Annotated in this window: 27 protein-coding genes and 4 tRNA genes; 24 read left to right on the forward strand and 7 right to left on the reverse strand. The window is 68.5% G+C overall.

Annotated elements, in window-relative coordinates; translation table 11 throughout:
• Window positions 1-6: 6 nt before the first annotated feature.
• Window positions 7-618 (reverse strand): TetR/AcrR family transcriptional regulator, encoded by a 612-nt coding sequence (locus Aco04nite_RS03165; RefSeq protein WP_212995661.1) that lies wholly within the window; start codon window positions 616-618, stop codon window positions 7-9.
• An 84-nt stretch (window positions 619-702) separates the two neighbouring features.
• Here Aco04nite_RS03165 and Aco04nite_RS03170 point away from each other — a divergent pair, with 84 nt between their 5' ends.
• Window positions 703-1,431 (forward strand): SDR family NAD(P)-dependent oxidoreductase, encoded by a 729-nt coding sequence (locus Aco04nite_RS03170; RefSeq protein ID WP_212995662.1) that lies wholly within the window; start codon window positions 703-705, stop codon window positions 1,429-1,431.
• Here the strand turns inward: Aco04nite_RS03170 and Aco04nite_RS03175 are convergent.
• The gene (locus Aco04nite_RS03175; protein WP_212995663.1) at window positions 1,382-2,017 is read right to left on the reverse strand and encodes a class I SAM-dependent methyltransferase; all 636 of its coding nucleotides are present in this window, start codon (window positions 2,015-2,017) and stop codon (window positions 1,382-1,384) included. The genes Aco04nite_RS03170 and Aco04nite_RS03175 overlap by 50 nt on opposite strands.
• A gap of 28 nt (window positions 2,018-2,045) precedes the next feature.
• Here Aco04nite_RS03175 and Aco04nite_RS03180 point away from each other — a divergent pair, with 28 nt between their 5' ends.
• Window positions 2,046-2,498 carry a DUF1707 SHOCT-like domain-containing protein gene (locus Aco04nite_RS03180; RefSeq protein ID WP_212995664.1) on the forward strand — a complete coding sequence of 151 codons (453 nt, stop codon included), beginning with the start codon at window positions 2,046-2,048 and terminating at the stop codon, window positions 2,496-2,498.
• Here Aco04nite_RS03180 and Aco04nite_RS03185 read toward each other — a convergent pair.
• Window positions 2,482-4,578 carry an acyltransferase family protein gene (locus tag Aco04nite_RS03185; protein ID WP_212995665.1) on the reverse strand — a complete coding sequence of 699 codons (2,097 nt, stop codon included), beginning with the start codon at window positions 4,576-4,578 and terminating at the stop codon, window positions 2,482-2,484. The two genes, Aco04nite_RS03180 and Aco04nite_RS03185, sit on opposite strands and share 17 nt — an antisense overlap.
• Before the next feature lie 101 nt (window positions 4,579-4,679).
• Here Aco04nite_RS03185 and Aco04nite_RS03190 point away from each other — a divergent pair, with 101 nt between their 5' ends.
• The 4 genes from Aco04nite_RS03190 to Aco04nite_RS03205 are packed head-to-tail and all read left to right on the forward strand — an operon-like array spanning window position 4,680 to window position 7,768.
• Window positions 4,680-5,261, forward strand: coding sequence for a TetR family transcriptional regulator (locus Aco04nite_RS03190; protein ID WP_212995666.1), 582 nt, complete (start codon window positions 4,680-4,682; stop codon window positions 5,259-5,261).
• A complete protein-coding gene (locus Aco04nite_RS03195; RefSeq protein WP_212995667.1) occupies window positions 5,233-6,243 on the forward strand; it encodes an LLM class flavin-dependent oxidoreductase in 1,011 nt (336 codons plus the stop codon). The genes Aco04nite_RS03190 and Aco04nite_RS03195 overlap by 29 nt, the downstream gene beginning before the upstream one ends.
• Before the next feature lie 41 nt (window positions 6,244-6,284).
• Window positions 6,285-7,094, forward strand: a complete 810-nt coding sequence (locus Aco04nite_RS03200; protein WP_212995668.1) for a GNAT family N-acetyltransferase — start codon at window positions 6,285-6,287, stop codon at window positions 7,092-7,094.
• Complete coding sequence (locus Aco04nite_RS03205; RefSeq protein ID WP_212995669.1) at window positions 7,091-7,768, forward strand: MOSC domain-containing protein; 678 nt, start codon at window positions 7,091-7,093, stop codon at window positions 7,766-7,768. The genes Aco04nite_RS03200 and Aco04nite_RS03205 overlap by 4 nt, the downstream gene beginning before the upstream one ends.
• Window positions 7,769-7,799: 31 nt before the next feature.
• On the opposite strand, the gene Aco04nite_RS03210 is transcribed toward Aco04nite_RS03205, so the two are convergent.
• Window positions 7,800-8,609, reverse strand: coding sequence for a tetratricopeptide repeat protein (locus Aco04nite_RS03210; RefSeq protein WP_212995670.1), 810 nt, complete (start codon window positions 8,607-8,609; stop codon window positions 7,800-7,802).
• 38 nt (window positions 8,610-8,647) lie between these two features.
• Here Aco04nite_RS03210 and Aco04nite_RS03215 point away from each other — a divergent pair, with 38 nt between their 5' ends.
• Entirely contained in the window at window positions 8,648-10,345 is a 1,698-nt protein-coding gene (locus tag Aco04nite_RS03215; RefSeq protein WP_212995671.1) for a hypothetical protein, read from the forward strand.
• On the opposite strand, the gene Aco04nite_RS03220 is transcribed toward Aco04nite_RS03215, so the two are convergent.
• Window positions 10,327-11,175, reverse strand: a complete 849-nt coding sequence (locus tag Aco04nite_RS03220) for a tetratricopeptide repeat protein (protein ID WP_212995672.1) — start codon at window positions 11,173-11,175, stop codon at window positions 10,327-10,329. The two genes, Aco04nite_RS03215 and Aco04nite_RS03220, sit on opposite strands and share 19 nt — an antisense overlap.
• 94 nt (window positions 11,176-11,269) lie before the next feature.
• Window positions 11,270-11,350, reverse strand: a tRNA-Tyr gene (locus Aco04nite_RS03225).
• Window positions 11,351-11,500: 150 nt separating this feature from the next.
• On the opposite strand from Aco04nite_RS03225, the gene Aco04nite_RS03230 reads away from it, so the two are divergent.
• A complete protein-coding gene (locus Aco04nite_RS03230; protein ID WP_203836425.1) occupies window positions 11,501-11,995 on the forward strand; it encodes a YajQ family cyclic di-GMP-binding protein in 495 nt (164 codons plus the stop codon).
• 11 nt (window positions 11,996-12,006) lie between these two features.
• Complete coding sequence (locus Aco04nite_RS03235) at window positions 12,007-12,816, forward strand: sulfurtransferase (RefSeq protein ID WP_212995673.1); 810 nt, start codon at window positions 12,007-12,009, stop codon at window positions 12,814-12,816.
• Here Aco04nite_RS03235 and Aco04nite_RS03240 read toward each other — a convergent pair.
• Window positions 12,803-13,201, reverse strand: coding sequence for a hypothetical protein (locus Aco04nite_RS03240; protein WP_212995674.1), 399 nt, complete (start codon window positions 13,199-13,201; stop codon window positions 12,803-12,805). The genes Aco04nite_RS03235 and Aco04nite_RS03240 overlap by 14 nt on opposite strands.
• Window positions 13,202-13,460: 259 nt before the next feature.
• On the opposite strand from Aco04nite_RS03240, the gene Aco04nite_RS03245 reads away from it, so the two are divergent.
• The 15 genes from Aco04nite_RS03245 (at window position 13,461) to rplL (ending at window position 22,825) form a co-directional block, all read left to right on the forward strand.
• Window positions 13,461-13,616, forward strand: a complete 156-nt coding sequence (locus Aco04nite_RS03245) for a hypothetical protein (protein WP_212995675.1) — start codon at window positions 13,461-13,463, stop codon at window positions 13,614-13,616.
• 57 nt (window positions 13,617-13,673) lie between these two features.
• A complete protein-coding gene (locus tag Aco04nite_RS03250) occupies window positions 13,674-16,202 on the forward strand; it encodes a putative bifunctional diguanylate cyclase/phosphodiesterase (RefSeq protein ID WP_212995676.1) in 2,529 nt (842 codons plus the stop codon).
• Window positions 16,203-16,306: 104 nt separating this feature from the next.
• A tRNA-Thr gene (locus tag Aco04nite_RS03255) sits at window positions 16,307-16,382 on the forward strand.
• Window positions 16,383-16,429: 47 nt separating this feature from the next.
• A tRNA-Met gene (locus tag Aco04nite_RS03260) sits at window positions 16,430-16,502 on the forward strand.
• Between the two features lie 127 nt (window positions 16,503-16,629).
• Window positions 16,630-16,797 (forward strand): 50S ribosomal protein L33, encoded by a 168-nt coding sequence (rpmG, locus tag Aco04nite_RS03265; RefSeq protein ID WP_067495822.1) that lies wholly within the window; start codon window positions 16,630-16,632, stop codon window positions 16,795-16,797.
• Window positions 16,798-16,889: 92 nt separating this feature from the next.
• The gene (locus Aco04nite_RS03270; protein ID WP_212995677.1) at window positions 16,890-17,336 is read left to right on the forward strand and encodes a MaoC family dehydratase N-terminal domain-containing protein; all 447 of its coding nucleotides are present in this window, start codon (window positions 16,890-16,892) and stop codon (window positions 17,334-17,336) included.
• Between the two features lie 2 nt (window positions 17,337-17,338).
• On the forward strand, window positions 17,339-17,734 hold the full coding sequence (locus Aco04nite_RS03275; protein WP_212995678.1) for a MaoC family dehydratase: 396 nt from the start codon (window positions 17,339-17,341) through the stop codon (window positions 17,732-17,734).
• Between the two features lie 161 nt (window positions 17,735-17,895).
• Window positions 17,896-17,968, forward strand: a tRNA-Trp gene (locus Aco04nite_RS03280).
• A 115-nt stretch (window positions 17,969-18,083) separates the two neighbouring features.
• Window positions 18,084-18,464 (forward strand): preprotein translocase subunit SecE, encoded by a 381-nt coding sequence (gene secE, locus Aco04nite_RS03285; RefSeq protein WP_203836418.1) that lies wholly within the window; start codon window positions 18,084-18,086, stop codon window positions 18,462-18,464.
• Window positions 18,465-18,491: 27 nt separating this feature from the next.
• Complete coding sequence (nusG, locus tag Aco04nite_RS03290; RefSeq protein ID WP_212995679.1) at window positions 18,492-19,304, forward strand: transcription termination/antitermination protein NusG; 813 nt, start codon at window positions 18,492-18,494, stop codon at window positions 19,302-19,304.
• 59 nt (window positions 19,305-19,363) lie between these two features.
• Entirely contained in the window at window positions 19,364-20,077 is a 714-nt protein-coding gene (gene rplA / locus Aco04nite_RS03295) for a 50S ribosomal protein L1 (protein ID WP_212995680.1), read from the forward strand.
• 67 nt (window positions 20,078-20,144) lie between these two features.
• Window positions 20,145-20,888 carry an ATP-binding cassette domain-containing protein gene (locus Aco04nite_RS03300; RefSeq protein WP_212995681.1) on the forward strand — a complete coding sequence of 248 codons (744 nt, stop codon included), beginning with the start codon at window positions 20,145-20,147 and terminating at the stop codon, window positions 20,886-20,888.
• The gene (locus tag Aco04nite_RS03305; protein WP_212995682.1) at window positions 20,885-21,580 is read left to right on the forward strand and encodes a hypothetical protein; all 696 of its coding nucleotides are present in this window, start codon (window positions 20,885-20,887) and stop codon (window positions 21,578-21,580) included. Before Aco04nite_RS03300 ends, Aco04nite_RS03305 begins: the two co-directional genes overlap by 4 nt.
• A 266-nt stretch (window positions 21,581-21,846) precedes the next feature.
• Window positions 21,847-22,392, forward strand: coding sequence for a 50S ribosomal protein L10 (rplJ, locus tag Aco04nite_RS03310; protein WP_212995683.1), 546 nt, complete (start codon window positions 21,847-21,849; stop codon window positions 22,390-22,392).
• A gap of 55 nt (window positions 22,393-22,447) precedes the next feature.
• A complete protein-coding gene (rplL, locus tag Aco04nite_RS03315; protein ID WP_212995684.1) occupies window positions 22,448-22,825 on the forward strand; it encodes a 50S ribosomal protein L7/L12 in 378 nt (125 codons plus the stop codon).
• Window positions 22,826-23,241 lie beyond the last annotated feature (416 nt).

Genomic DNA, 23,241 nt, shown 5'->3' on the forward strand with positions numbered 1-23,241 from the left:
ACTACCCTATGAAGCGCCGGATAGGGAACGAAAGACCAGTAGCGCGAGAGAAGCTGACGCCTGGAGGTCGGCCCGGGAGACGCCGGCGGTGGCATGAATCGCCTGGCCCTCGGTGACGATCATCAGGAAGCGGGCCAGCGCCGCGGGGTCGGTGTCGCGCGGCAGGTCGCCGGTGTCGACAGCGCGGCGGAAGCGGTCGGCGAGCAGGGCTTCGCCGGCCAGGCGGCTGGTGGCCAGGAATTCGGTGACCGAGGCGTTGGCCGGGCCGGTGGAGATGCCGCCCTGGATCGACAGGCAGCCGGGTGGGCAGTCCGGGCGGGTCACCGCGATCGCGTTGTCGTGCAGCAGGGCCGCGGCCACCTCGTACGCCGTGGGCTGCTCCATGGCTGCTCGTGCATAGGCCATGTCGTCGGCCGCGTACGCCTGGATGACCTTCTCGAACAGCTCCTGTTTGCTCCCGAAGGCCGCGTACAGGCTGGGTTTGTTGATCCCCATGGCGGTCGTGAGGTCGGTGAGCGACGCCCCTTCGTACCCGTATCGCCAGAAGACCTCTTTGGCGGCGTTGAGGGCGACAAGGGGGTCGAAGGCGCGGCGGCCGCGTTCCGGTGCAACGTGCATCACATAACTGTACCGGACGGTAAAGCAAGTGCTAGCTTTACCGAGCGGTAAAGATGCCGGTGAAGGTACCAGAGGAGAAGTGACATGGGACAGCTCGACGGCAAGACGGCTCTGATCACCGGTGGCAGCACGGGGATCGGTCTCGCGGCGGCCAAGCGGTTCGCGGCGGAGGGCGCGAAGGTCTACATCACCGGTCGGCGTCAGGAGGCGCTCGACGCGGCGGTGGCGGAGATCGGCGCGAGCGCGGTCGGCGTACAGGGGGATGTGACCGATCTTGAGGATCTTGATCGGTTGTTCACGCAGGTGGGCGAGCTGGATGTGGTGTTCGCCAACGCGGGTGGCGGGGAGTTCGGGGCGCTGGCGGATTACACGCCCGAGCACCTGGCCGGGTCGTTCGACCGCAACGTGCGGGGGACCGTCTACACCGTGCAGAAGGCGTTGCCGAAGCTGAGGTCCGGTGCCTCGATCATTGTGACCGGGTCGACCTCGGCGCGGCACGGGGCACCGTCGTTCGGGGCGTACGCCGCGTCGAAGGCGGCCCTGCGATCCTTCGCCTCCACCTGGGCGGGGGAGCTGGCCGGCCGGAACATCCGGGTCAACACCCTGGTCCCCGGCCCGACCGAGACGCCGGGGCTGGGCGGCCTCGCACCCGACACCGAAGCGCTCTTCAAGCAGCTCACCGGCAATGTGCCGCTGGGCCGGCTGGCGCACCCCGATGAGATCGCCAACGCGGCCCTCTTCCTGGCCTCCGATCAGAGCAGCTTCATGACCGGGAGCGAGCTCTATGTGGACGGCGGGGAGAAGCAGGTCTGACGAGCGTCAGCGCCTGGAACTGGAAGCCGTGCGAGATCACATGGAAGTCGATCAGGTCGAACGAGCCGGCGGCGAAATCGAGCAGCCGCTCGTTCGACCGGAACGAGAAGAACCGGCCGTCCTCCTCCATGATCCCTTCCGAGTCCGCATTGCCCCACAGGCCGAGAAAGAACAGGCCACCGGGGATCAGTACGTCGTGAACGGCCCGTAACGCGGCCGGCAGCTCGGCATCGGGGACGTGCAGCAGGCAGTTCATCGACCACACCGCGTCGAATGACCCGGGCGCGAAGCCGAGGTTGAGCACGTCGCGCTCGAAAACGGTCAGCCCCTTGGCGCGGCAGCGGGTCACGTGCTCCGGGGAGATGTCGACCGCGGTGACCGTCAACCCGGCGTCGGCGAAGTAGCGGCTGTCCTGCCCGGTGCCAGCGCCGACCTCGAGCAGCGACGACGCGCCTATCACCCGGAGCCGGTCCAGAAAGGCCGCCCGCTCGTCACCCTTCCAGGGGTGCTTGTTCAGCCGGTCACGTGCGTCGGCCCGCGAGTCGTAGATCGTACGCAGACTGTCGACCACTTCTTCGTAGCTCATGCCACCCTCCCTCGATTAGCCTGCCTACATGCCCAAGGAAGTCGTGCGCAAGCAAGAGGTCGAATCGATGCGCGCGGCCGACGCCGATCGCCACAAGATCGCCGAGCAGTTGAAGGCGGCGCTGGATGAGGGCCGGCTGTCACTCATCGAGTACGACGAGCGGGTGCGCGACGCGTACGCCGCCCGCACCTACGGCGATCTGGTCCTCCTCGTCGACGATCTGCCCCAGGCCGGGGTCAGCGCCGAGGAGGTCAACGCACGCCGCCTCGCCGAGGAGCGCAAGGCGGCCCGCAAGCTGCCGACGGCGTTGATGGTGCTCTGGACGATCTACGGCTCGATCGCCGCGATCAACGTCGTCGTCTGGATCCTGGTCGCGATCACGGTGGAGGCCGTCTACCCGTGGCCCATCTGGCTCCTGGTTCCCGGCGTGGCCCTCGGTGCCACCACGATCGGGGTGCAGAACATCAAGAAGCGCCGATAACCTGCCGCGCGATCAACGGCGCGAGCGCGCGGGCGTACGCCGTGGTCAGGTGGCTGTTGTCCTTGAAGACCAGCGTGTTGCCGATCACCGCCGGGCACGTCGTGGTGCAGAACCAGTTCAGCGGGTTGACGACCCGGATGCCCCGGGCCTTCGCCGCCGCGGCGACCGCGTTGCGCCGGGCCGGTTCCACGATGGATCTGTTGCGGGGCCGGTTGCAGTCGGTGACCTTGTCGGCGTGGGCGGCCACGCATTCCGGCGCGGTCCCCTTGGGCCAGGGTGAGTCCTGCAGCAGCAGGAGTTGGGCGCCGGGCTGACCGAGCCGGTCGAACGACTTCTGCCAGCCGTCGACCCACAGCTTGTCGTCGTCGCGGCCCGAGGTCGGGATCCGGTTCCCGTTCGCGTCGATCAAACCGCCGTTGTCGAGATCGTTCGAGGACATGACCACGAGGGCCGGCTTGTCCGCGCGGATGCGGTCGAAGACCTGGTCGCGCCAGGTGACGCATTCGGCGTACGGGCGCTTCAACGGAACGTTCCACACCAGCACCGACGGCACCTGGCACGCGCTCTTGGTCAGCGCGACCAGCTTCCAGCCCTGCTGCTGCGCGGCGAGGTCAAACGCCGGGAACCAGTGCGCGGCGTGCGAGTCGCCGATCAGGTAGACCGTCTTCGCGCCGTTCGGGTCGCCGTAGACGCACGGCCGGTCCTGGTGGGCGGGCTCGTAGTTGAGGTGGCACTGGTCGGCGTAGATCCTGGGCACGTCCGCGCCGGCGTCGTTCAGCGCGGGTGTGAGGTTCGACGGCACCTTCGTCTGCTTGGCCGACGCCTTGATCAGCTCGGTGAGGCGCGCCTGCGGGTCACTCGCGGCGGAGAGTTCGGCGGCGGTCTGCGGCGCGGCCGGTCCGACCGGCAGCGGCGGCGTGAACTGCATCGCGATCAACGACAGCGCGGCCGCCGACGCGGAGAAGGACAGGCCCAGCAACAACGAACGCCGCTTCCGGATCGGGTTCTCCACCAGGTGGTACGACGCGAACGCCAGCGCGAGCGCACCGAGGGCCAGCGCCGCGTTGAGCTTCAGCGACGGCGCACGCCCCAGGGCCGCCGGGCCGATCATCAGGACCGGCCAGTGCCAGAGGTACCAGCCGTACGAGAGCTTGCCGATCTCCTGGAACGGCCTGGTGCCGAGCAGTAGGCCGACGCCCCCGCGAGCTCCGGACGTACCTCCGGCAATGACAGCGGCCGTGCCGAGAACCGGAAGCAGCGCCGCATAGCCCGGGAAAGCGGTGTGATCGTCGAAGACGACAGCGGCCACTACGATCGCGACCAGACCACTCCAGGTCAAGATCAACGCCCAGATCCGTGGGGTACGCGCAAAAGTGGCCGATCCGACCGCGACCAGCGCCCCGATCGCCAGCTCAAAGGCCCGGGTGTGCGCCCCGAAGTACGCCCAGGGAGCCGCCGTGGCCGTCTGGTGCACGCTCACGGCCAGCGACACCACCACGATCACCGACAGAGCAACGCCGGCACCCTTGCGCCACGCCCAGATGGCGAGCAGCAGCAGCGGCCACACGAAGTAGAACTGCTCCTCGACAGCCAGCGACCACAGGTGCTGCAGCGGGGACGGCGCGGCGGTCGCGTTGAGGTAGTCGGTGCCCTCCGCGGCCAGTCGCCAGTTGATTCCGTAGAACGTGCTGAACAGCGCGTCCTTCGCGATCGAGGCGAAGCGGGTGGACGGCAGGAAGAGCCAGCTGCCGATCAGCGTCGCGACCAGGACGAGCGTCGACGCGGGCAGCAGCCGGGTGGCGCGCCGCGAGTAGAAGCTGGTCAGCGAGATCGTCCCGGTGCGGCCCAGCTCCTTGACCAGCAGCGTGGTGATCAGGAAGCCGGAGATCACGAAGAAGACGTCGACGCCGACGTAACCGCCCTCGAGCCGGGAGACGCCGGCATGGGACAGCACCACCAGAACGACTGCGACCGCGCGCAGACCCTCGATGTCGGGGCGGAAGCCGAGGTGAGCGCCGGGCAGCCGGCCGTCGCCGCGCTGAGCGGGAACGGTCGTCCGGGAGGGAGAGCTGATGGACACGCGGTAGTGAATCAGTCACGTCCTAACGCCAGATGTACGTGTGGCGAAGTTCATGCACCAGGTGCAAGTTGCACTGAGTGCAAGAGAGCTAGCGTGGGGGTATGACCGTGCGAGAGCTCAAGAAGCGCGAAACCTGGCGCCTCGTGCACGGCACCGCGCTGCGCCTGATGACTGAGCGAGGTTTCGACGCGGTCTCCGTCGACGACATCGTGGCCGCCGCCGGCATCTCCCGGAGAACGTTCTTCAACTACTTCGCGGGCAAGGAGTCGGTCGTCTTCGACCCCGATCCCGGCGACCCCGAGCTCTGGGACCGGCTGCTGGCCGAGCGCCCGGCGGGGGAGCCGCTCTGGATCTCCCTGCGCGAGCTGCTGCTCGGCTACACGGCCGCCACCGCCGAGCGGATGATCCTGCAGCGTCAGGTGCGCGCCGCCTCACCCGAGCTCGCCGGGTGCACCCGCGAGGTGGCCGACCGGTTCTGGGATGCGATCCGGGCCTGGGCCCCCGCTGATCTGTCGGACTTCCGGCTGGACCTCACCGTCAACGCCGCCCGCACCGTCCTCAACACCGCCTGCCCGCACTGGGCCGCCGACACGGGCATCACCGGCCTGCACGCCCTCATCCGGGCCGGCTTCGACACTCTGGATTGGACGACCGATGAGTCGCGTACCCCTGTCCGTTCTTGACCTCGCCACCGTGCGCGAGGGGCACAACAGCACCGACGCGCTGCGCGGGACGACCGAGATCGCCAAGACCGCCGACGAGCTGGGCTACTCCCGGTTCTGGGTCGCCGAGCACCACAACGCCCCGGCCGTCGCCTCCACCTCGCCGCCGGTCCTGATCGCCCACCTCGCCGCGAACACCGGCCGGATCAAGGTCGGCTCGGGCGGTGTGATGCTCCCCAACCACATGCCGTTCGTCGTCGCCGAGCAGTTCGCGCTTCTCGAGGCGCTGCACCCGGGCCGGATCGACCTCGGCATCGGCCGCGCGCCCGGCACCGATCAGGCCACCGCCGCCGCCCTGCGTGGCGTCTCCCCGCACCTGACCGTCGAGCAGTTCCCCGACCACCTCGCCACGGTGCTTGCCCTGCTCGGCGACGACCGGGTCACGCCCAAGGGCGCCGAGCGGCTCCAGGCCACGCCGTTCCCGGAGACCTTCCCCGAGGTGTGGATGCTCGGCTCGTCCACGTACGGCGCGCAGGTCGCCGCCGCGCTCGGCCTGCCTTTCTGTTACGCATATCACTTCGCGATGAGCTCCGACGTGGACACCGCGGCCCGGCTCTACCTCACGAACTTCAAGCCCTCCCCGCGCTTCCCCGAGCCGCACCTCATGATCAGCGCCTCGGTCATCGCCGCCGGCACCACCGAGGAGGCCGACTACCTCGCCGGACCGAGCCGGATCATGGCGCTGAGCCTGCGCACCGGCCGGCTCGGCCCGATCGTCTCCCCGGAGACGGCCGCCGCCACCGAGCTCTCCGACCTGGAACGCGGCCTGCTCGCCCAGCTCCCCGGCACGCAGTACGCAGGCACCGCCGACGAGGTGGTCGCCGCCCTCGACACACTCGTGGAACGCACCGGCGCCAAGGAGCTGATCCTGGCCGGCACACAGTTCGACCCCGAGACACGCAAGGACTCGCTCGCCCGCATCGCCAAGGCCTGGGGGTTGTAAACCGGGCTGCCGAATCGCCCGGCACCGACGACAATCGGGCGATGGCTTGGCAGATCACTGAGAACATCGACGAGTTCCTGGCCGCGGCCGGCGACTTCCTGCGCCGGGACCCGGTCCAGAACACGGTCCTGCTCACCGCCGCCGAGTCGGTCCGGCGGCAGGGCACCGGGACGGGCTCCGCCCGGTTCGGCTGGGCGGCGGACGGGGTCTTCCTGCACACGCCGCCCTTTCCGGCCCTGCTGTCGGCGATGCCCGCCGAAACCGCGACTGCGCTGGCGGACGCCCTGGACGGCCCGCTGCGCGGGGTGACGGGCCCCGAGACCGCCGTGCACGCATTCGCCACCGGGTGGCAGCGGCGCACGGGTCTTTCCGCGTACGTGTCGAAGCGCATGCGGCTCTTCCGCCTCGGCACGCTGGTGCCGCCGCCACGGATGCCACCGGGCGCCGCTCGCGTCGCGGTCGCCGCCGACCGGGCCGTGCTGGTCGACTGGACCGGCGAGTTCTACCACGAGGTGGGCGAGAGCACCGATATCGGCGCGTTCGTCGACGACCGCATCGCGTACGGCGGCTATGTGTTCTGGGAGGTCGACGGCAAACCGGTCGCCATGGCCAGCGCCACCCGCCCCGAGTCCGGCATGGTGCGCGTCCAGGCGGTCTACACCCCCAGGGAGAACCGCTCCCACGGGTACGCCGCCGCGGCCACGTACGCCATCTCCCAGCTGTTACTGGACGGTGGCACCACCGAGGTGTTGCTCTTCACCGACCTCGCCAATTCCACGGCGAACGCCCTCTACCCTCGGATCGGCTACGTCCCGCTGTGGGACAGGACCACGATGGAGTTCACGTCATGAGCGTCACGGGCAGGGTGCTTCAGGTCAACATCGCCGTCCCGGAGCGGAGCACCGCCAAACGGGTCGGCACCACCGGCATCAACAAGCAGCCGGTGACCCATCCGGTGGCGGTCGCGGCACCCGGCGGCGCCAGGGGCATGCTCAGCCCGCAGCACGCGAGCGGGGTCGCCGGTGACCAGATCTTCGACATCAAGAACCACGGCGGGGACGACCAGGCCGTCTATGCGTACGCCCGCGAGGACTACGACTGGTGGGAGAAGGAACTCGGCCGGACCCTCCCGGGTGGCATCTTCGGCGAGAACCTCACCACCGAGGGCATTCCCGTCAACGGCGCCCTGATCGGCGAGACCTGGCAGATCGGCGCGACCCTCGTCCTGCAGACCACCTTCGGCCGCGTCCCCTGCTCCACCTTCCAGGCCAAGATGGGCGAACCCCGCTGGGTGAAACGCTTCGCCGACCAGAACCTCCCCGGCGCCTACTTCCGCGTGGTGACCCCGGGCAACGTCCAGGCCGGCGACGAGATCCGCGTCCTCGACCGCCCTGACCACGGCGTGACGATCTCGGAAGGCTTCCACGCCTGGATGCGCGCCCCCGACCTCCTCGCCCAGATCGCCGACCTGGAAGGCCTGCCCGAGAGCCTGCGCGCGGAGATCCGCCACAAACTCAAGCTCTGAGGCCCGCTCCTCCCGGCGGCGGCTGAGGCCGCTACTTCTGGTTGCGCGCCTGAGCGATCAGACCCGGCAGCCGGAACAGCACGGTCAGAACGACGGCCAGGACGGCGACGACCAGGCCTGCCAAGGCCTCGCGGGTGATGACTGCCGTCGTGGCGCCGGACACCACGGCTGAGGCTGCCGCCGACAGGATCAGGATCTTCCGGCTCAGCGGCACCTGACGCAGCCCCGGCGCGTTCCCGGCCGCGGTGCCGGCCACCCCGCCCACGATCAGGACGAGCAGTGCCCACATCAGGTGGGGAGCCACGCCGTCGCCGCTCGGGTCGAGTGCCAGCCATCCGAGTGCCAGGGCGAGCGCGGCGATGAAACAAGCTACCCCGGCTGCGAGGAACCGGGCCTTGCGGATCAGCACCGTCAGGCTCGCGACGGCCGGGTGGGCGGGTTTGATCCGGCGGGCACGGGTGACGAGCGGTTCGATCACGCCCAGGTCAGCGCCGCAGCCCAGTTCACCCTGGGCCGCCAGGGTCAGCGCCTCGGCGTCATCCGGGTCGAGGGCGAGCGCCCGCCCGGCATCGGCCCGCAGCTCCGTCCACTGCTTGAGGCCGAGGTGGGCCAGCGCCCGCATCCGATGTGCCGCCGGGACCGCCGGATCCAGGGCGATGGACCGGTCGGCTGCGGCAACCGCTTCCTCGTTGCGCTCCAGCCCGATCAGCGCACCGGCCAGGCGGTGCCACGCCACGGCATCCTCCGGATGCTCCGCCAGCAGACCTTCCAGCAGCTGTACGGCGTCCGCGAACCGTCCATCGCCGACAAGTTCCTTCGCCTGGCTCAATGTGTCCCGCACGGCGACACCATAGGCGATCGCGTCTGTACGATCTGCCGGTGCCGAACCAGACCGTGGGCGATGACGTCCTGGAAACCCCCGCCATGACACCGGAGCGGGACCCGGTGCCGCTGTGGCTGCACCGGGGTCTGACCCTCTGCGCGGTGATGGCCCTGGTCGTCGGCACCCGCACGTTCTGGAACGTGCAGGCGCTGCCCCGCCCGGGTCTGGCGCTCGTGCTGACCGGCGGTTACATCGTGATGCTGATCGCCGCGATCCTCGCGCTGTGCGTGTCCACCGGCAGGGCGCTGGCCCGGGTGGACGTGCTGGTGCTCGGCACGGCGATCGTCATCAAGCTGATCGGCGCGTGGCCCAGCATCACCGGGGAGAAGACGATCGGCGTCGACGAGGGCATCCTCATGGACTACGCCACGCGCACCCTGGCCGAGGGGCACAACCCGTACCTGACGACCTGGCCGGATCTCGCCGTCGCGCTGCCCACGCAGCTGATGAACGGCGAGGGCGTCTTCGACTTCGCGTACCCGCCGTTCGGCATCGAGGTCAGCGCCGTGCTGCAGCGGGTGTTCCCGTCCGGTGTGGCGGTCGTGGTGCTGGCCTGGTTCGCGTTGATCGTCACCGCGATCATGTTGTTCCGGATGGCGCCGGTCGCGTTGCGGCCGGTGGCGACCGTGGGGGTGCTCGGGCTCGGCACGCTGACCAGTTATGCGAACAACGCGTACCCGTCGCTCATCGCTCTTCCGCTGTTGTGTCTCGCGGCGTGGAAGTGGACCGCGACCGGTCGTGGCGGTCGGCTCGGCCGCGACGGTCTGCTGCGTGCGGTCGCCCTCGGCCTGGCCTGCTCCACCCACCAACTGGGCTGGTTCCTGGCCCTGTTCCTGGTGACCGGCATCGCGGTGCTGCGCCTCGGCGACCTGCCGCTGCGCTCGGCAGCCGGGGTGGTCCTGCGTTACGGGCTCGTGGCGCTCGGCGCATTCGTGCTGACCAGCGCGCCGTTCCTGGTGCTGTCCCCGCACGCGTGGCTGACCGGGGTGTTCGAGCCCCTGCTGCAACACGCCGTCCCGCACGGCCAGGGCATCATGGGCATCTCGTACTACCTGGTCGGCGGCAGCGGCGCGCTGGACTTCTACGGCACCGCCTCCCACGTCCTGCTGGTCGCGATGTTGATCACATACGCGCTGAACCTGCGCACGCTCGGCCCCGCCGCGGTGGTCCTGCCCTGGCTGGTGTTCATGGTCTCCACCCGTTCCCAGGACGGCTACTGGGTCCTCACCATGCCCCTGTGGATCGTGGCCCTGCTCACCACCGGCCGCGACGAGTTCGCCGACGCCTACCGCTTCCGGTTCCCGTTCCCCACCCGGTTCGCCCGGGCCGCAACGGTGGCCCTGTTCCTGCCGACCGTGGCCTGCCTGGCGGTCGCCATCGCAACCCCCCAGCCTCTGAACATGACTGTCACCACACCCGTCACTCGCAGCGAGGCCCTCAAAACACTGACCGTCGAGGTGGAGAACCGGTCCTCCCGCGCCGTCGCCCCAGCCTTCGCCGTGACCACCGATATCGACATTTCCGAGTACTGGAAAATCTCAGCCGGCCCGGAAACCCTGGCCCCGTACGCCACAGCCGCCTACACCCTGACCCCCAACACCGCGACGTGGAAGCCACCGGTCAAGGGCATCGCGATCCTGCGCGCCGTCTCCGACCGGCCCCAGACCTTGAGCAGTCAGTACCTGGTGCGCTGAGGCTTCCCGTCCGGATACAGGCGGCTGTCGTACCCCCTGATCTGCACGAACAGCCAGCGCGCACGGATCACCGCCGTCACCACGAGGGCCAGGGCGGCGGTGATGAGCCCGGCTTTCACGTCCCCGGTGGCGATCCCCATCGCCGCGCCGGCCAGCACGACCCCCACCGGCGCCAGCACCACCAGCGCGAAGCTGTGCCACGGCGGCTTTTCACCCTCCACGTTCCCGGCCCAGATGCCGGCACCAGCTCCGGCGGCCAGCGCGAGCAGCGTCCACATCAGCCTCGGCGCCACCCCGTCGTCACTCGGGTCAAGGAGCAGCCACCCGCCGAGCACCGCGAGCGCTGCTGCGAAGAACGTCACGCCCGCCGCCCGGAACCACGTTTTCAGGATCAGCCCGTTCAGCCACTGCACCCCGGGCTCGTCGGGAGCAAGCCGGCGAGCCCGCTTCACCAACGGCTTGAACAAGTCGACCGAGGAACCGAACATGACCGCGCCGAACGCCACCATCACCATCGCCCTGTAGTCGCTCGCGTCCAGCTCCAGGGCGCGCTCAGCGTCGGCCCGCATCTCCGGAAACCTCTGACTGTTCTGGTGCAACACGGCCCGCAACCGGTACGCCATCGAATTCGAGGTATCCAACGCAATGGACCGGTCGACCGCCGCAACAGCCTCGTCCTCGCGTTCCAACCCGAGCAGAGCCTCAGCGCGCCGATGCCAGGCCAGCGCATCGTCGGGGTGGTCAGCTAGATGCCCCTCCACCAACTGCAGTGCTTCGTCGTAGCGCTCGTTGTCGAAGAGTTCCTTAGCCTGGCCCAAAGCATCCCGCACAGCGCCACCATAGAGTGACCTTGAAGCGGGCGTCAGGCCCGGAACAGACGAAAACGGCCCCGGAAGTAGCTTCCGGGGCCGTTCTCCTTGCCTGTGGCGGGTGCAGGATTCGAACCTGCGAAGGTTTCCCGACGGATTTACAGTCCGCTCCCATTGGCCGCTCGGGCAACCCGCCTGGGCATCGCTGCTTCAGTCTCCCTCAACAGCGGACAACAGAATAGCTGTAGCGACGGGTGGTTCCGCAACCGGGTACGGTCGGCATGTCGGGGGCCCTGTGGCGGTCCTCGTGGACATCGATTCGTGGCCCAGCAGTTGGAGTCTGATCATGGCAGCCAGCCCGTCGTTCGACATCGTGAGCAAGGTCGACGGCCAGGAGGTGGACAACGCGTTCCACCAGACGGAGAAGGAGCTCGGGACCCGGTTCGACTTCCGGGGGACCGGGACGACGATCGACAAGTCGGGGGAGAACGGGGTCACCATCACCTCCGAGACCGAGGAGCGGGCCTCCGCCGCGCTGGACGTCTACAAGGAGAAGCTCATCAAGCGGAACATCTCGCTGAAGGCGCTCGACGCCGGCGAGCCGCGGCAGTCCGGGAAGACCTACAAGATCGACTGCAAGGTCGTCGAGGGGATCGAGACGGACAAGGCGAAGGTCATCAGCAAGAAGATCCGCGACGAGGGCCCCAAGGGCGTTCAGGCGCAGATCCAGGGCGATCAGCTGCGCGTCACCGGTAAGAAGCGGGACGATCTGCAGGCCGTGATCGCGCTGCTCAAGCAGGAGGACTTCGGCGTCGCGCTGCAGTTCATCAACTACCGGTAAGGGGTGCGTTCGTGATCGATCCGGTCGTCGACCTGCAATGGGTGCGCGAGCGCGGGGACCGGGTCGTTCTCGCCGACGTGCGGTGGTACCTGGACGGGCGTTCCGGGCGTGAGGCGTACGTGAAGGGGCATCTGCCGGGTGCCGTCTTCATCGACCTGGACAGGTGGCTCGCCGCCCATGGATCACCCGCCGAAGGCCGGCATCCGCTTCCGGACCCCGCGGTCTTCGCGCAGGGCATGGCGGCTGCGGGCATCGGGGACCAGGACACCGTCATCGCGTACGACGACGCCGGCGGTGTGATCGCGGCCCGGCTCGTGTGGATGTTGCGGGTCACGGGGCACGATGCGGCGCTGCTGGATGGCGGGCTCAGCGCGTACAAGGGAAGTCTGGTGACCGGACCGCCCACCCGCAGTCCCGCCGATTTTGCTCCCCGGCCCTGGCCGCAGGAGCGGATCGCGACTTTGGAAGAGGCCGCGGCCGGCCCCGGTGTCGTGCTGGACGCCCGCGACGGTGCCCGTTTTCGCGGTGAGGTGGAGCCGGTCGATCCGCGGCCGGGGCACATTCCCGGCGCCCGCAATCTCGCCTGCCGGGAGAATCTGGACGGGTCGGGGCGTTTCCTGCCGGTGGAGCGGCTGCGTGAGCGGTTCGCCGAGGTCGGAGTCGAGAAGGGCAGCGATGTCATCTCCTACTGCGGTTCCGGCGTCACCGCCTGCCACAACCTGATCGCGCTGGAGCATGCGGGACTCGGTGCCGGGCGTCTCTACCCGGGCTCGTGGTCGCAATACAGCGCTACCGACCGCCCCGCGGCTACCGGGGATTAGGCCCGGCCAGCCCGCGCGCCGAGTCCGCCTCGCCGGGGTCGAAGCCCTGATGGCCCGTCAGCTCGTGCTGGCGGGCCTGATCCTCGATCCAGCGGTTGTGGGTCTCCCACGCCGACTGCTTGCTCGTCCCCAGGGCCGCACCGATCTGCGTCCATGACGCCCCGGCGCCCCTGGCGGTGCGAACCATCGCTTGCCGGCCATATCCGGCCTTGCGGACGACGACTTCGCTGAGCGCGAGCAACTCCAGTGATTCGCTCCGGGACAGGGTCTCGGTGTCCTCATCCCCGGTCATCGCCGCCAGCGCGTCGCGCATCCGAAGCTCGTCATAACGCGTTGTTGCGGTGGAGAGCGTGTGTTGTTGCTCCAGTTCGTCAGGAGTAGTCATGTCTTCACTCTCACGTCAAGTACTCCTGACGTCAAGCTGACCTGACGAAGGCCAGGTGAATTGCCCTCACATCTGCCGTTAAATCGGACTCAAAGCCGTCAATTTTGCGGCTTCGAAAGGCGTGAACACCTCAGCCGTTCAGCCAAGATTTACGGAGATGCGGCCTCGACCCGCCGTTGGGCGCTGTCTGACGGACAGCCCGTGTGGCACCATCATGAAACCCCCCGCCCGAAGCATTTTTCTTGTTCTAGGAGCCAACATGTCTGCAAGGAAGCTGGGCCGCTTCGCCGGCTTGGTTTTCATGCTCGTGGCGCTCGCCGGCGGCAGTGCCGCAGCGGTCTCCGCCCAGCATGCCGCCGGGGGTTCTGCCACGGCGTCGGTTCAGATCCAGCTCACCGACATCGACTGGGGCTGACCGAACCACCGTTCATGAGGCAGTAGCGCCAGACGGTTCGATGACGAGGAGCGCGCTGTGGCCGGACGATCATCTACGCGCGGGGGATCTCCGCAGTACGCGTGGCTGGTCACCAGTCCACTTGCGCTCTTCGCCACTATCAGCCTGATCGTCTACTGGCTGCACGGAGCCGGCTGGTGGCACGAGTGGGCCTGGGGCCTGCTGCTCACAGCGGCATTCGTGGTCGCGCACGTCAGCGTCTTCAACGTGGTCGTGCGCCAGCAGGTACTTCTCGTCGTCCTGAATGAGATACCCCTCATTCTGGCGATCTACTTCCTGTCGCCGGTGACGGTCATCCTGGCGCAGACGATAGCGAGCCTGATCACGCAGCTGTGGTCGAGGATGGACGCGACCAAGACCGCGTACAACGTGGCGAAATCCGCAGCGCGTACGGCCGCTGCGCTCGTGGTGGTGTCCTGCCTGCCCGAGATCCACCATGCCGGGCCCGGCACCTGGGGGATCCTCGCCGCCGCGGTCGCCACCAGTTCCGTCGTCAGCTGGCTCTCCTACGCCGGCGTGATCACCGTGGTCCAGGATCTGCGGGCGGGGCAGGAAGCCCTGCGCGCCGGCTCGCAGACCCTCATCACCGCGGCCATCAACATCGTCGTCGGGCTCGTCTTCCTCGTGGCACTCGACGCGACCTGGTGGGCAGCGGTCCCGCTAGGCGTGCTCCTGCTCGCTCTCGCGCTGGTGCTTCGCTCGTTCTCCGAGTTCTTCCGCCAGCACCGCACTCTGACCGAGGTGTACGAGCTCACCCGGGCGATGCGCGAGGAAGGCAACGACGGCAGCCTCCCCGATGTGCTGCTCAGTCCCGTCCGCAAACTCATGCGCGCCGAGTTCGCGACGCTGTGGCTGGCCGACCAGGGACTGCACCCCGAGGTTCTGCTGACCTCCCGGGTGGACGGCAAGGGGCTGCTGGACATCTCGCCGACCCCGGCACCCGTGCGGGAGCAGGCCGTCAAGACCGGCCGGACGGTTTCGGTCGGCAGCCGCTTCCCCGCCACCCCGCACCTGCGGCCCTATCTGCGGGAGAGCAAGGTCAAGGACGTCGTGGTGGTGCCGCTGCGCTCCGGGCAGACGACGGTGGGCAGCCTGGAGGTCATCAACCGCCTCGGCGACGCACTCAGCTTCCGCGACGCCGACGTGCAGGTGCTCGAGACGATCGCGGCCCATGTGGCAGTGGCGGTGGAGAATTCCCGGCTGGTCGGACGGCTGCGCTACGACGCCTACCACGATCGACTGACGTCCCTGCCTAACCGGCGCCGGATCACCGACGCGCTCGCGGAGTCCGTCAAGGTGCGTGCCCCTGGCGAGGTCGTCGCGGTCATGCTCTTCGATGTCGACGGTCTGCGTGACGTGAACGAGTCGATGGGGCACGCCAACGGCGACAAGCTTCTCGCCGAGGTGGCCGAGCGGCTGCGGGGGATCGCCGGGGCGGGTGCGCTGGTCGGGCGGATCGGCGGCGACGAGTTCGTCGTCACGCTGCGGGCCGAGAGCACCGAGGAGGCCGTGCGGCTCGCCACCGAGATGCGAGAGCAGCTACGTGGCCCGATGGCCGTGGGGACGCTCACGCTCGATGTGGACACCGCCGCGGGTGTCTCGGTGCATCCGGACCACGGCGACGACCCCGAGGCCCTGCTGCGTCGCGCTGAGCTTGCCTCCAACGCGGCCAAGGCGCTTCCGTACGGCGTCCAGCTCTTCCATCCGGCCCTGGAGTCCCGAGCGGTCCGCCGCCTGGGGCTGGCGGCCGATCTTCGCCGCGCCCTGGACTCGGGCGAGCTGGAGGTCCACTTCCAGCCGAAGGTGTCCATCCAGGATCGGCACCTGATCGGGGTGGAGTGCCTGGCGCGCTGGCAGCACCCGGCGCACGGCGAGGTGTCCCCGGAGGACTTCGTGGCCGTCGCGGAGCACACCGGGCAACTGCACCGGCTCACCGAGGTCATCCTGACCGCGGGGCTGCGGCACTGCCGTGAGTGGGCCGACGCCGGCCGTCCGCTCTCCATCGCGGTCAACCTGTCGGCCCGCACCCTGCTGGACACCCGCTTCGTGGACCAGGTCAACGGCTTGCTGCTGCGCTACCAGGTGCCGGCGAGCCAGGTGACCTTCGAGATCTCCGAGCCGGGCATGCTCGGCGAGATCGAGCGGGCGCTGCCCACCCTCTACCGCCTGCGGGATCTGGGTGTGCGGCTCTCGGTGGACGATTTCGGTACGGGCGCCTCGTCGCTCTCGTACCTGCGTCAGCTGCCCGTGCACGAGGTGAAGATCGACGACAGCTTCGTGCAGGGCATGGCGACCGACTCGGGAGACCTGGCCATCGTGCGGGCTGTGATCGGCCTCTCGCGGGAGTTCGGGCTGACCGTGGTGGCCGAGGGTGTCGAGAGCGAGCTGACCCTGGACCTGCTCGCTGAGCTCGGTTGCGAGATCGGGCAGGGCTACTTCTTCAGCCGGCCGCTGCCGGTGGAGCGGCTGAACATGTGGCTCAGCGCTCAGACCGAGCCCCAGGAGACGCCGACCGGCGAGGTCCGGCGGCTGCGAGCGGTTGGCTGACCCCGCTCTGACGTGCAGTTTCGCCGCGCCGGGATACCGATTTCACCTCGGGAGCGGAGTTGTGTAAGCTTCTGTCTGCGCAACAAGCGAGAGATCGCGAGAGCGCCCCCTTAGCTCAGTCGGCAGAGCGTCTCCATGGTAAGGAGAAGGTCTACGGTTCGATTCCGTAAGGGGGCTCCAAACCGGGTTCGTGATCCGCCCTCAGGCGCGGTATTTCAGCCTGGCGCGGCGGTGTAGCTCAGATGGTAGAGCAAGCGGCTCATAATCGCTGTGTCGCCGGTTCAAGTCCGGCCACCGCTACTGGTTCGGGTTCACCCCCGAATTGACGTACGAAACCGGACGAATGTCCGGCGTTTTGCATGTCCGAGTAGCAAGCAGTTACTCTCACATGTCGTAGTGAATCCCGTGAGCAGGAAGGCACCCCGCCGTGGCCAAGGCGACCGACGTCCGTCCCAAGATCACCTTGGCGTGTACGGAGTGCAAGGAGCGCAACTACATCACGCGCAAGAACCGCCGTAACGACCCGGACCGCATCGAGCTGAAGAAGTTCTGCCCCCGGGACGGGAAGCACACCCTGCACCGCGAAACGCGCTGACCTGTAGCAACACCGAGATGGCGGCACCCGGCGACGGGTGGCCGCCATTTTCGTATTTCTGCACGGCCAGTGTTTCAAGGTAGTTTCGGCGCATGCCCTTGGACCAGTCCTTCGTCGGCCGCAGCTGGCCGGCCACCGAGCCCTACCAGGTGGGTCGCGAGAAGATCCGCGAGTTCGCCACCGCGATCGGCGCCACCGACGCCGAATATCACGACCCCGAGGCCGCGCGTGCCGCCGGCTATCCGGACATCGTGGCCCCGCCGACGTTCCCCGTCGTGATCACGATGGCCGCCAACCGGCAGGTCGTCGCCGACCCCGACCTCGGCATCGACTACAGCCGGGTCGTGCACGGGGACCAGCGCTTCGCGTACACCCGTCCGGTGGTCGCGGGTGATGCTCTCGTCTGCGTGAACACCGTCGAGGAGATCATCTCGCGGGGCGGCCACGAGTTCCTCACCACCCGCACCGACGTCACCACCGAGGCCGGCGAGGCCGTCGTCTCGGTCTGGTCCAAGCTTGTCCAGCGTGGAGAGGGCTGATCATGGCTGAGCAGCTGCCGCCCCAGACCTTCCGGATCACCCGGGCCGACCTGATCCGTTACGCGGGCGCGTCCGGCGACTTCAACACGATCCACTGGAGCGAGCGGATCGCGCAGAGCGTCGGCCTGCCCGGTGTGATCGCCCACGGCATGTTCACGATGGCGCTCGCCGGTCGGGCCGTGTCCACGTGGGCTGGTGCCCCTGACGCGGTCGTGGAGTACGGCGTGCGCTTCGCCCGCCCGGTCCCCGTGCCCGACACCGACGAGGGCACCGAGGTCGTCGTGACCGGCGTCATCAAGGAAGTCACCGACGACGGGCTGACCAAGATTGACGTCGTGGCGACCTGCGACGGGGTCAAGGTTCTTTCGCTGGGCAAGGCTGTGATCCGTAAAAGGTGATTTGGCCTGGGTTTTCCGCTGCGGGAAGGCTCAGCGTGATGGGTGGGTGGGCCGGGTTGGGCAACCCGGCTCTCTACCCGTACACTGGTTCGCCGTGGGGCTAATCGTCCCTGCCTTCCGTATGTGAAAACGTTCGGGAAGCAGGCTGAGCAGCCGCACATAGGGGTGTAGCTCAATTGGCAGAGCAGCGGTCTCCAAAACCGCAGGCTGCAGGTTCAAGTCCTGTCACCCCTGCGCACCGACCCGTATCGGCCCGGCGGCGGACCGCCCGGCGCGGGCCGCCGGTACGACCTAGGCGCCGCGTCAGGTGCCCAGGAACCACCACCGACCGATGACGGAAGAGGGCGAAGTGGCCGAGAGTAAGCGACCCGGTGACGACGCTGACCGCCCCGGCGACGACGAGGCGTTCGACGACTCCGTTGTTGCGGATGACGTCGTCGCTGACGACGAGCCGGTGGCCGTCGGCGGCGGGACCGCTGAGCGCAACGAGACTTCCGACGCCGAGAGCTCCGACAAGAGCAAGCCGAAGAAGGAATCCCGGCGCAGTGGACGCTTCGGTGGTTTCTTCCGCGAGGTTGTCGGTGAGCTGCGTAAGGTCATCTGGCCGACGCGTAAGGAATTGCTGACCTACACGGGCGTCGTCATCGCCTTCGTCACTGTGATGACCACGATCGTGGCCGTTCTGGACTACGGGTTCGGCAAGGCCATCCTGGCGTCGTTCGGCAACTGAAGCTGATAGTTACGGAAGTGAGCAAGCGTGCCTGAGTACGACGACGAGACCGCCGCCCTCGAGAAGGGCTCCGCCGCCGACGAGCAGTCGTCGGTGGCCACGGCGGGCGACGCCGAGTCGGTCGAGGCCGCCGCTGAGCCCGCCGAGGCCGCCGAGGCGATCGATTCGGACGAGGCTGTCGAGGACGGTGCCACCGAGGACGAGGCCGCCGAGGCCGAGGACGAGGTCGCTCCCGACGTTGACGAGAACTACGACCCCGTGGCCGAGCTGCGTCAGAAGCTGCGTTACGCGCCGGGCGACTGGTACGTCGTGCACTCCTACGCCGGCTACGAGAACAAGGTCAAGACCAACCTCGAGACCCGGATCACGAGCCTCGACATGGAGGATTTCATCTTCCAGGTCGAGGTGCCGACCCGCGAAGAGGTCGAGGTCAAGAACGGCAAGCGCAACCAGGTGCAGGCCAAGGTCTTCCCCGGCTACATCCTGGTCCGGATGGACCTCAGCCCGGAGTCCTACTCCTGTGTGCGCAACACGCCCGGTGTGACCGGCTTCGTCGGTGCCACCGACCGCGTCGACCGCCCGGCTCCGCTCTCGCTCGACGAGGTGCTGAAGTGGCTGGCACCGGCCGTCGTGGCGGAGGAGAAGAAGGCGAAGCCCGAGATCAGGGTGCTCGACTTCGAGGTCGGCGACTCGGTCACCGTGACCGACGGCGCGTTCGCCTCGCTGCCGGCCTCCATCTCGGAAATCAATGCCGACCAGCAGAAGTTGAAGGTGCTGGTGTCCATCTTCGGCCGGGAGACCCCGGTCGAGCTGAACTTCAACCAGGTCGCCAAGATCTGACCTGGTTCGTCGTGGGAGGGGCTCTCCAGCCCCGCCATCTACCACAGGAGTAAAAGAAAATGCAGCGCAGCAAGGCTTACCGCAAGGCCGCCGAGTCGATCAACCTCGACTCGCTCTACGCGCCCGCCGAGGCCGTTTCCCTGGCCAAGGACAGCAGCACCGCCAAGTTCGACGCCACGGTCGAGGTCGCGATGCGCCTCGGTGTCGACCCGCGTAAGGCTGACCAGATGGTCCGTGGCGTCGTCAACCTGCCGCACGGCACGGGCAAGACCGCCCGCGTCATCGTCTTCGCCCAGGGCGCCAAGGCCGAAGAGGCCGTCGCCGCCGGTGCGGACGAGGTCGGCACGGACGAGCTCGTGGCCCGCATCCAGGGTGGCTGGCTCGACTTCGACGCCGCGATCGCCACCCCGGACCAGATGGCCAAGATCGGCCGGATCGCCCGGATCCTCGGCCCCCGTGGCCTCATGCCCAACCCGAAGACCGGCACGGTCACCGTGGACGTCACCAAGGCCGTGTCCGACATCAAGGGCGGCAAGATCACGTTCCGGGTGGACAAGCACTCCAACCTGCACCTGATCATCGGCAAGGCGTCGTTCTCGGCCGAGCAGCTCCTCGAGAACTACGGCGCGGTGCTCGACGAGGTCCTGCGGGCCAAGCCGTCGGCCGCCAAGGGCACCTACCTCAAGAAGGTCACCGTCAGCACCACGATGGGCCCCGGCGTGCCGGTCGACCCGAAGGTCGTCAAGAACCTGCGCGACAACGCTGACGCCTGATCGCACCGTTTGTCATGAAAGCCCCCGGGGACATCCCCGGGGGCTTTTTTTGTGCAAGGCTGCCCGCGTGCGATTCGACCAGACCTGGTTCCGCTACGCGCGCCGCGCCGGCTGGGCGCTCACGGAAGTGAACGCCACGGTCGACCCTGGCGCCACGGTGGTCGTGCTGGGCCGCAACGGTGCGGGTAAGTCCACCCTTCTCCAGCTGGCCGCCGGCGTCCTGGAGCCGGTCCGTGGCGCGGTCCTGGACCGCCCGCCGGTCGTGGGCTGGGTCCCCGAGCGCTTCCCCGCCGACCAGCCGTTCACGACCGAGCAGTACCTGACCGCTATGGCAGCCCTGCGGGGTCTGCGCGGGTCGCGGAGCCGGTCCGAGATCGATCAGTGGGTCGAGCGGCTCGGCCTCGGTGAGCACCGCCACCTCCGGCTCGGCGCGCTCTCCAAGGGCACGGCACAGAAGGTCGGCCTCGCCCAGGCCCTCCTGGTCCCGCCGGGTCTGCTGGTCCTGGACGAGCCGTGGGAGGGCCTGGACTCCGCTGCCCGCACCCTGGTCCCGCAGATCGTCGCCGAGGTTACCCGCGCCGGGGGAGCGGTCCTGATCAGCGATCACCGCGGCGAGATCGCGTCGCTGCCGGGTGCGATCCGCTGGAGCGTGCAGAACGGCACGGTGGTCACGGGTGTCCCCGCCCCGGAGCCCGCCCCCGAGGACGTCATTCTCGAGCTTGCCGTCGCGCGAGCGGAGGCGGACCAGGTGATGGCCCGGCTGAGTGCCGAGGGTCACCGCATTCTCCGGGTACGCGAGGAGCGCGCATGACGATCGCGCTGGCTCGGATGCGCCTCGTGGCCCTCGTCCGCGGTGGCCGGATCCTCGCACCCCTGATCGCCGGGCTCGTCGTGCTCGGCATCATCCACGGCGGCGGCCAGTCGCCGGCTGCCTCCGCCTACGGATATTCGGCGGCCATGCTGTTCCCGGTCTTCGCCTGGCTCACCAAGGTGGTCCTGGACGCCGAGCCGGACGTTCAGCGCCGCCTTGCCCGCGTCGCCGTGGGCGCGGCCCGGGAGTCCGCCGCGGGCGCTCTCGCCGCCGTTGCGGCCGGGCTGGCGTTCACCGTCGTGGCGATCGCCGTTCCGCTGGTGATGGGCGCGATCGGTCCACCGAAGCCGGGGGAGACCTCGATCGTCGCCGGTGTCGGTCTCGGGGTGCTCGCTCATGTGCTGGCTCTGGGGGCGGGGGTGGCGCTCGGGTCGGTTGCTTGCCGGGCCGTTACGCGTACGGTCCGCAATGGGGTCGTGGTGCTCGTCACGGGGTCGGTGCTCGTGGTCGTTCTAGGGCTGCGCGGCTCGATCGCGCCCTGGTCGGTGCCGCCGGTGATGGCTGTCTCCCGCGCGCTCGCCGAGGTGCCCGTGCCCGGCGCAGGGGCCTTCCTGCTGATCGTCGGCTGGGCGGTCGTGTGGTGCGGTGCCGTTCTCGCCGGATACGTCGCGGTCCGGCGCCGGCGCTCGTGAGCCGATTTGGATCCGGGCGCTTCTCCGCGTAACCTCTGAGGCAGAGTTCCACCCATAGACCGCTGGTATCCGATTCGTCGTCGAAAGACGGCAGGTTCGGACGAAGGTCCCGCGACATGCGGGCGGCCCGCGCAGGGGAGAACGGTTCGTGATCATGAAGGCGCCTCTGGTGCCCATGTCCCGCCCCGTGCGCCCTGCGCCGGGGCGTTTCTCATGTTCGGGCCCGCTTACCCACCAGCGGATCTTCGAGCATTGAGAGGAGGGACATGGCGGACAAGCCGGTCCGGGCCGATAAGGCCTCTGCCGTTGCCGAGCTCACGGAGCAGTTCCGTAACTCGTCAGCCACCCTGTTGACCGAGTACCGCGGTCTCACGGTTGCCGAGATCAGTGAACTGCGTCGCACTCTCGGCCGCGAGACCAAGTACTCCGTGTCGAAGAACACGCTCGCGAAGCGTGCTGCCACCGACGCGGGCATCGAGGGTCTCGACGCGCTCTTCGCCGGTCCTACCGCGCTCGCCTTCGTCAGCGGCGACCCGGTCGAGGCGGCCAAGGGCCTTCGTGCCTTCGCCAAGGCCAACCCCGCGCTGGTGATCAAGGGCGGCGTCTTCGAGGGCAAGGCCATCTCGGCCGCCGAGGTTGGCAAGATCGCCGACCTCGAGTCCCGTGAGGTGCTGCTGGCCAAGCTGGCCGGCGCCATGAAGGGCAACCTGACCAAGGCAGCGGCGACCTTCCAGGCCCCGCTCGCCCAGGTCGCACGCCTGGCGGCTGCACTGCAGGACAAGCGCGCGCAGGACGGTTCCGCCGAGGCCTGATTCGGCCCGCGCGGAGTGACTTAACACCCACAGAACCAACGAAAGGTTGCCAGACATGGCGAAGCTCAGCACCGACGAGCTGCTCGACGCGTTCAAGGAAATGACCCTCATCGAGCTCTCCGAGTTCGTGAAGCAGTTCGAAGAGGTCTTCGAGGTCACCGCCGCCGCCCCCGTCGCGGTTGCCGGCCCCGCCGCCGCCGTTGCCGAGGCCGAGCCGGAGAAGGACTCCTTCGACGTCGTCCTCGAGGCTGACGGTGGCAAGAAGATCCAGGTCATCAAGGTCGTGCGTGAGCTGACCGGCCTGGGCCTCAAGGAGGCCAAGGACGCCGTTGAGGCCGCCCCCAAGGCGATCCTCGAGGGTGTCGACAAGGAGAAGGCCGAGGCCGCCAAGGCCAAGCTCGAGGGCGAGGGCGCCAAGGTCACCCTCAAGTGACCTGAGGCTCCACCGCACCACCTCGCACGAGCGGGGACCCCTCACCGGGTCTCCGCTCGTTCGCGCATCCGGATAGAAGCGCAGGTCAGGAGCTGTTTCCTCGGCGGTCGGATGGACGACTGACGAAAACGGCCAATCATCTTTTATGCTGATTCTCAGGCGCAGTGCGGCGTCTGCGGGACGACGGCACATGTTCGACCCGCGGCACAACCCTTGACTGTGTGTCCGCTGACAGGCACGCTGACATCAGCAAGTTTCCGCGCTTGCGACAGCCGTCCTGAGGCAGCCGAGATTTTGTCGGCTCCTGCGGACCGGCACCGGAGGGCAGCACGCCGCGTTGAGCGGTCCCGCTGAGGCACTGACCGGGGAGCACCGATAAAGGTGCAGGTCAGAGGCGTTCGGGACGTGTTCCGCAG

The sequence above is a fragment of the Winogradskya consettensis genome, from assembly GCF_018332715.1.
In the GTDB taxonomy this organism is placed as follows: Bacteria; Actinomycetota; Actinomycetes; order Mycobacteriales; family Micromonosporaceae; genus Actinoplanes; species Actinoplanes consettensis.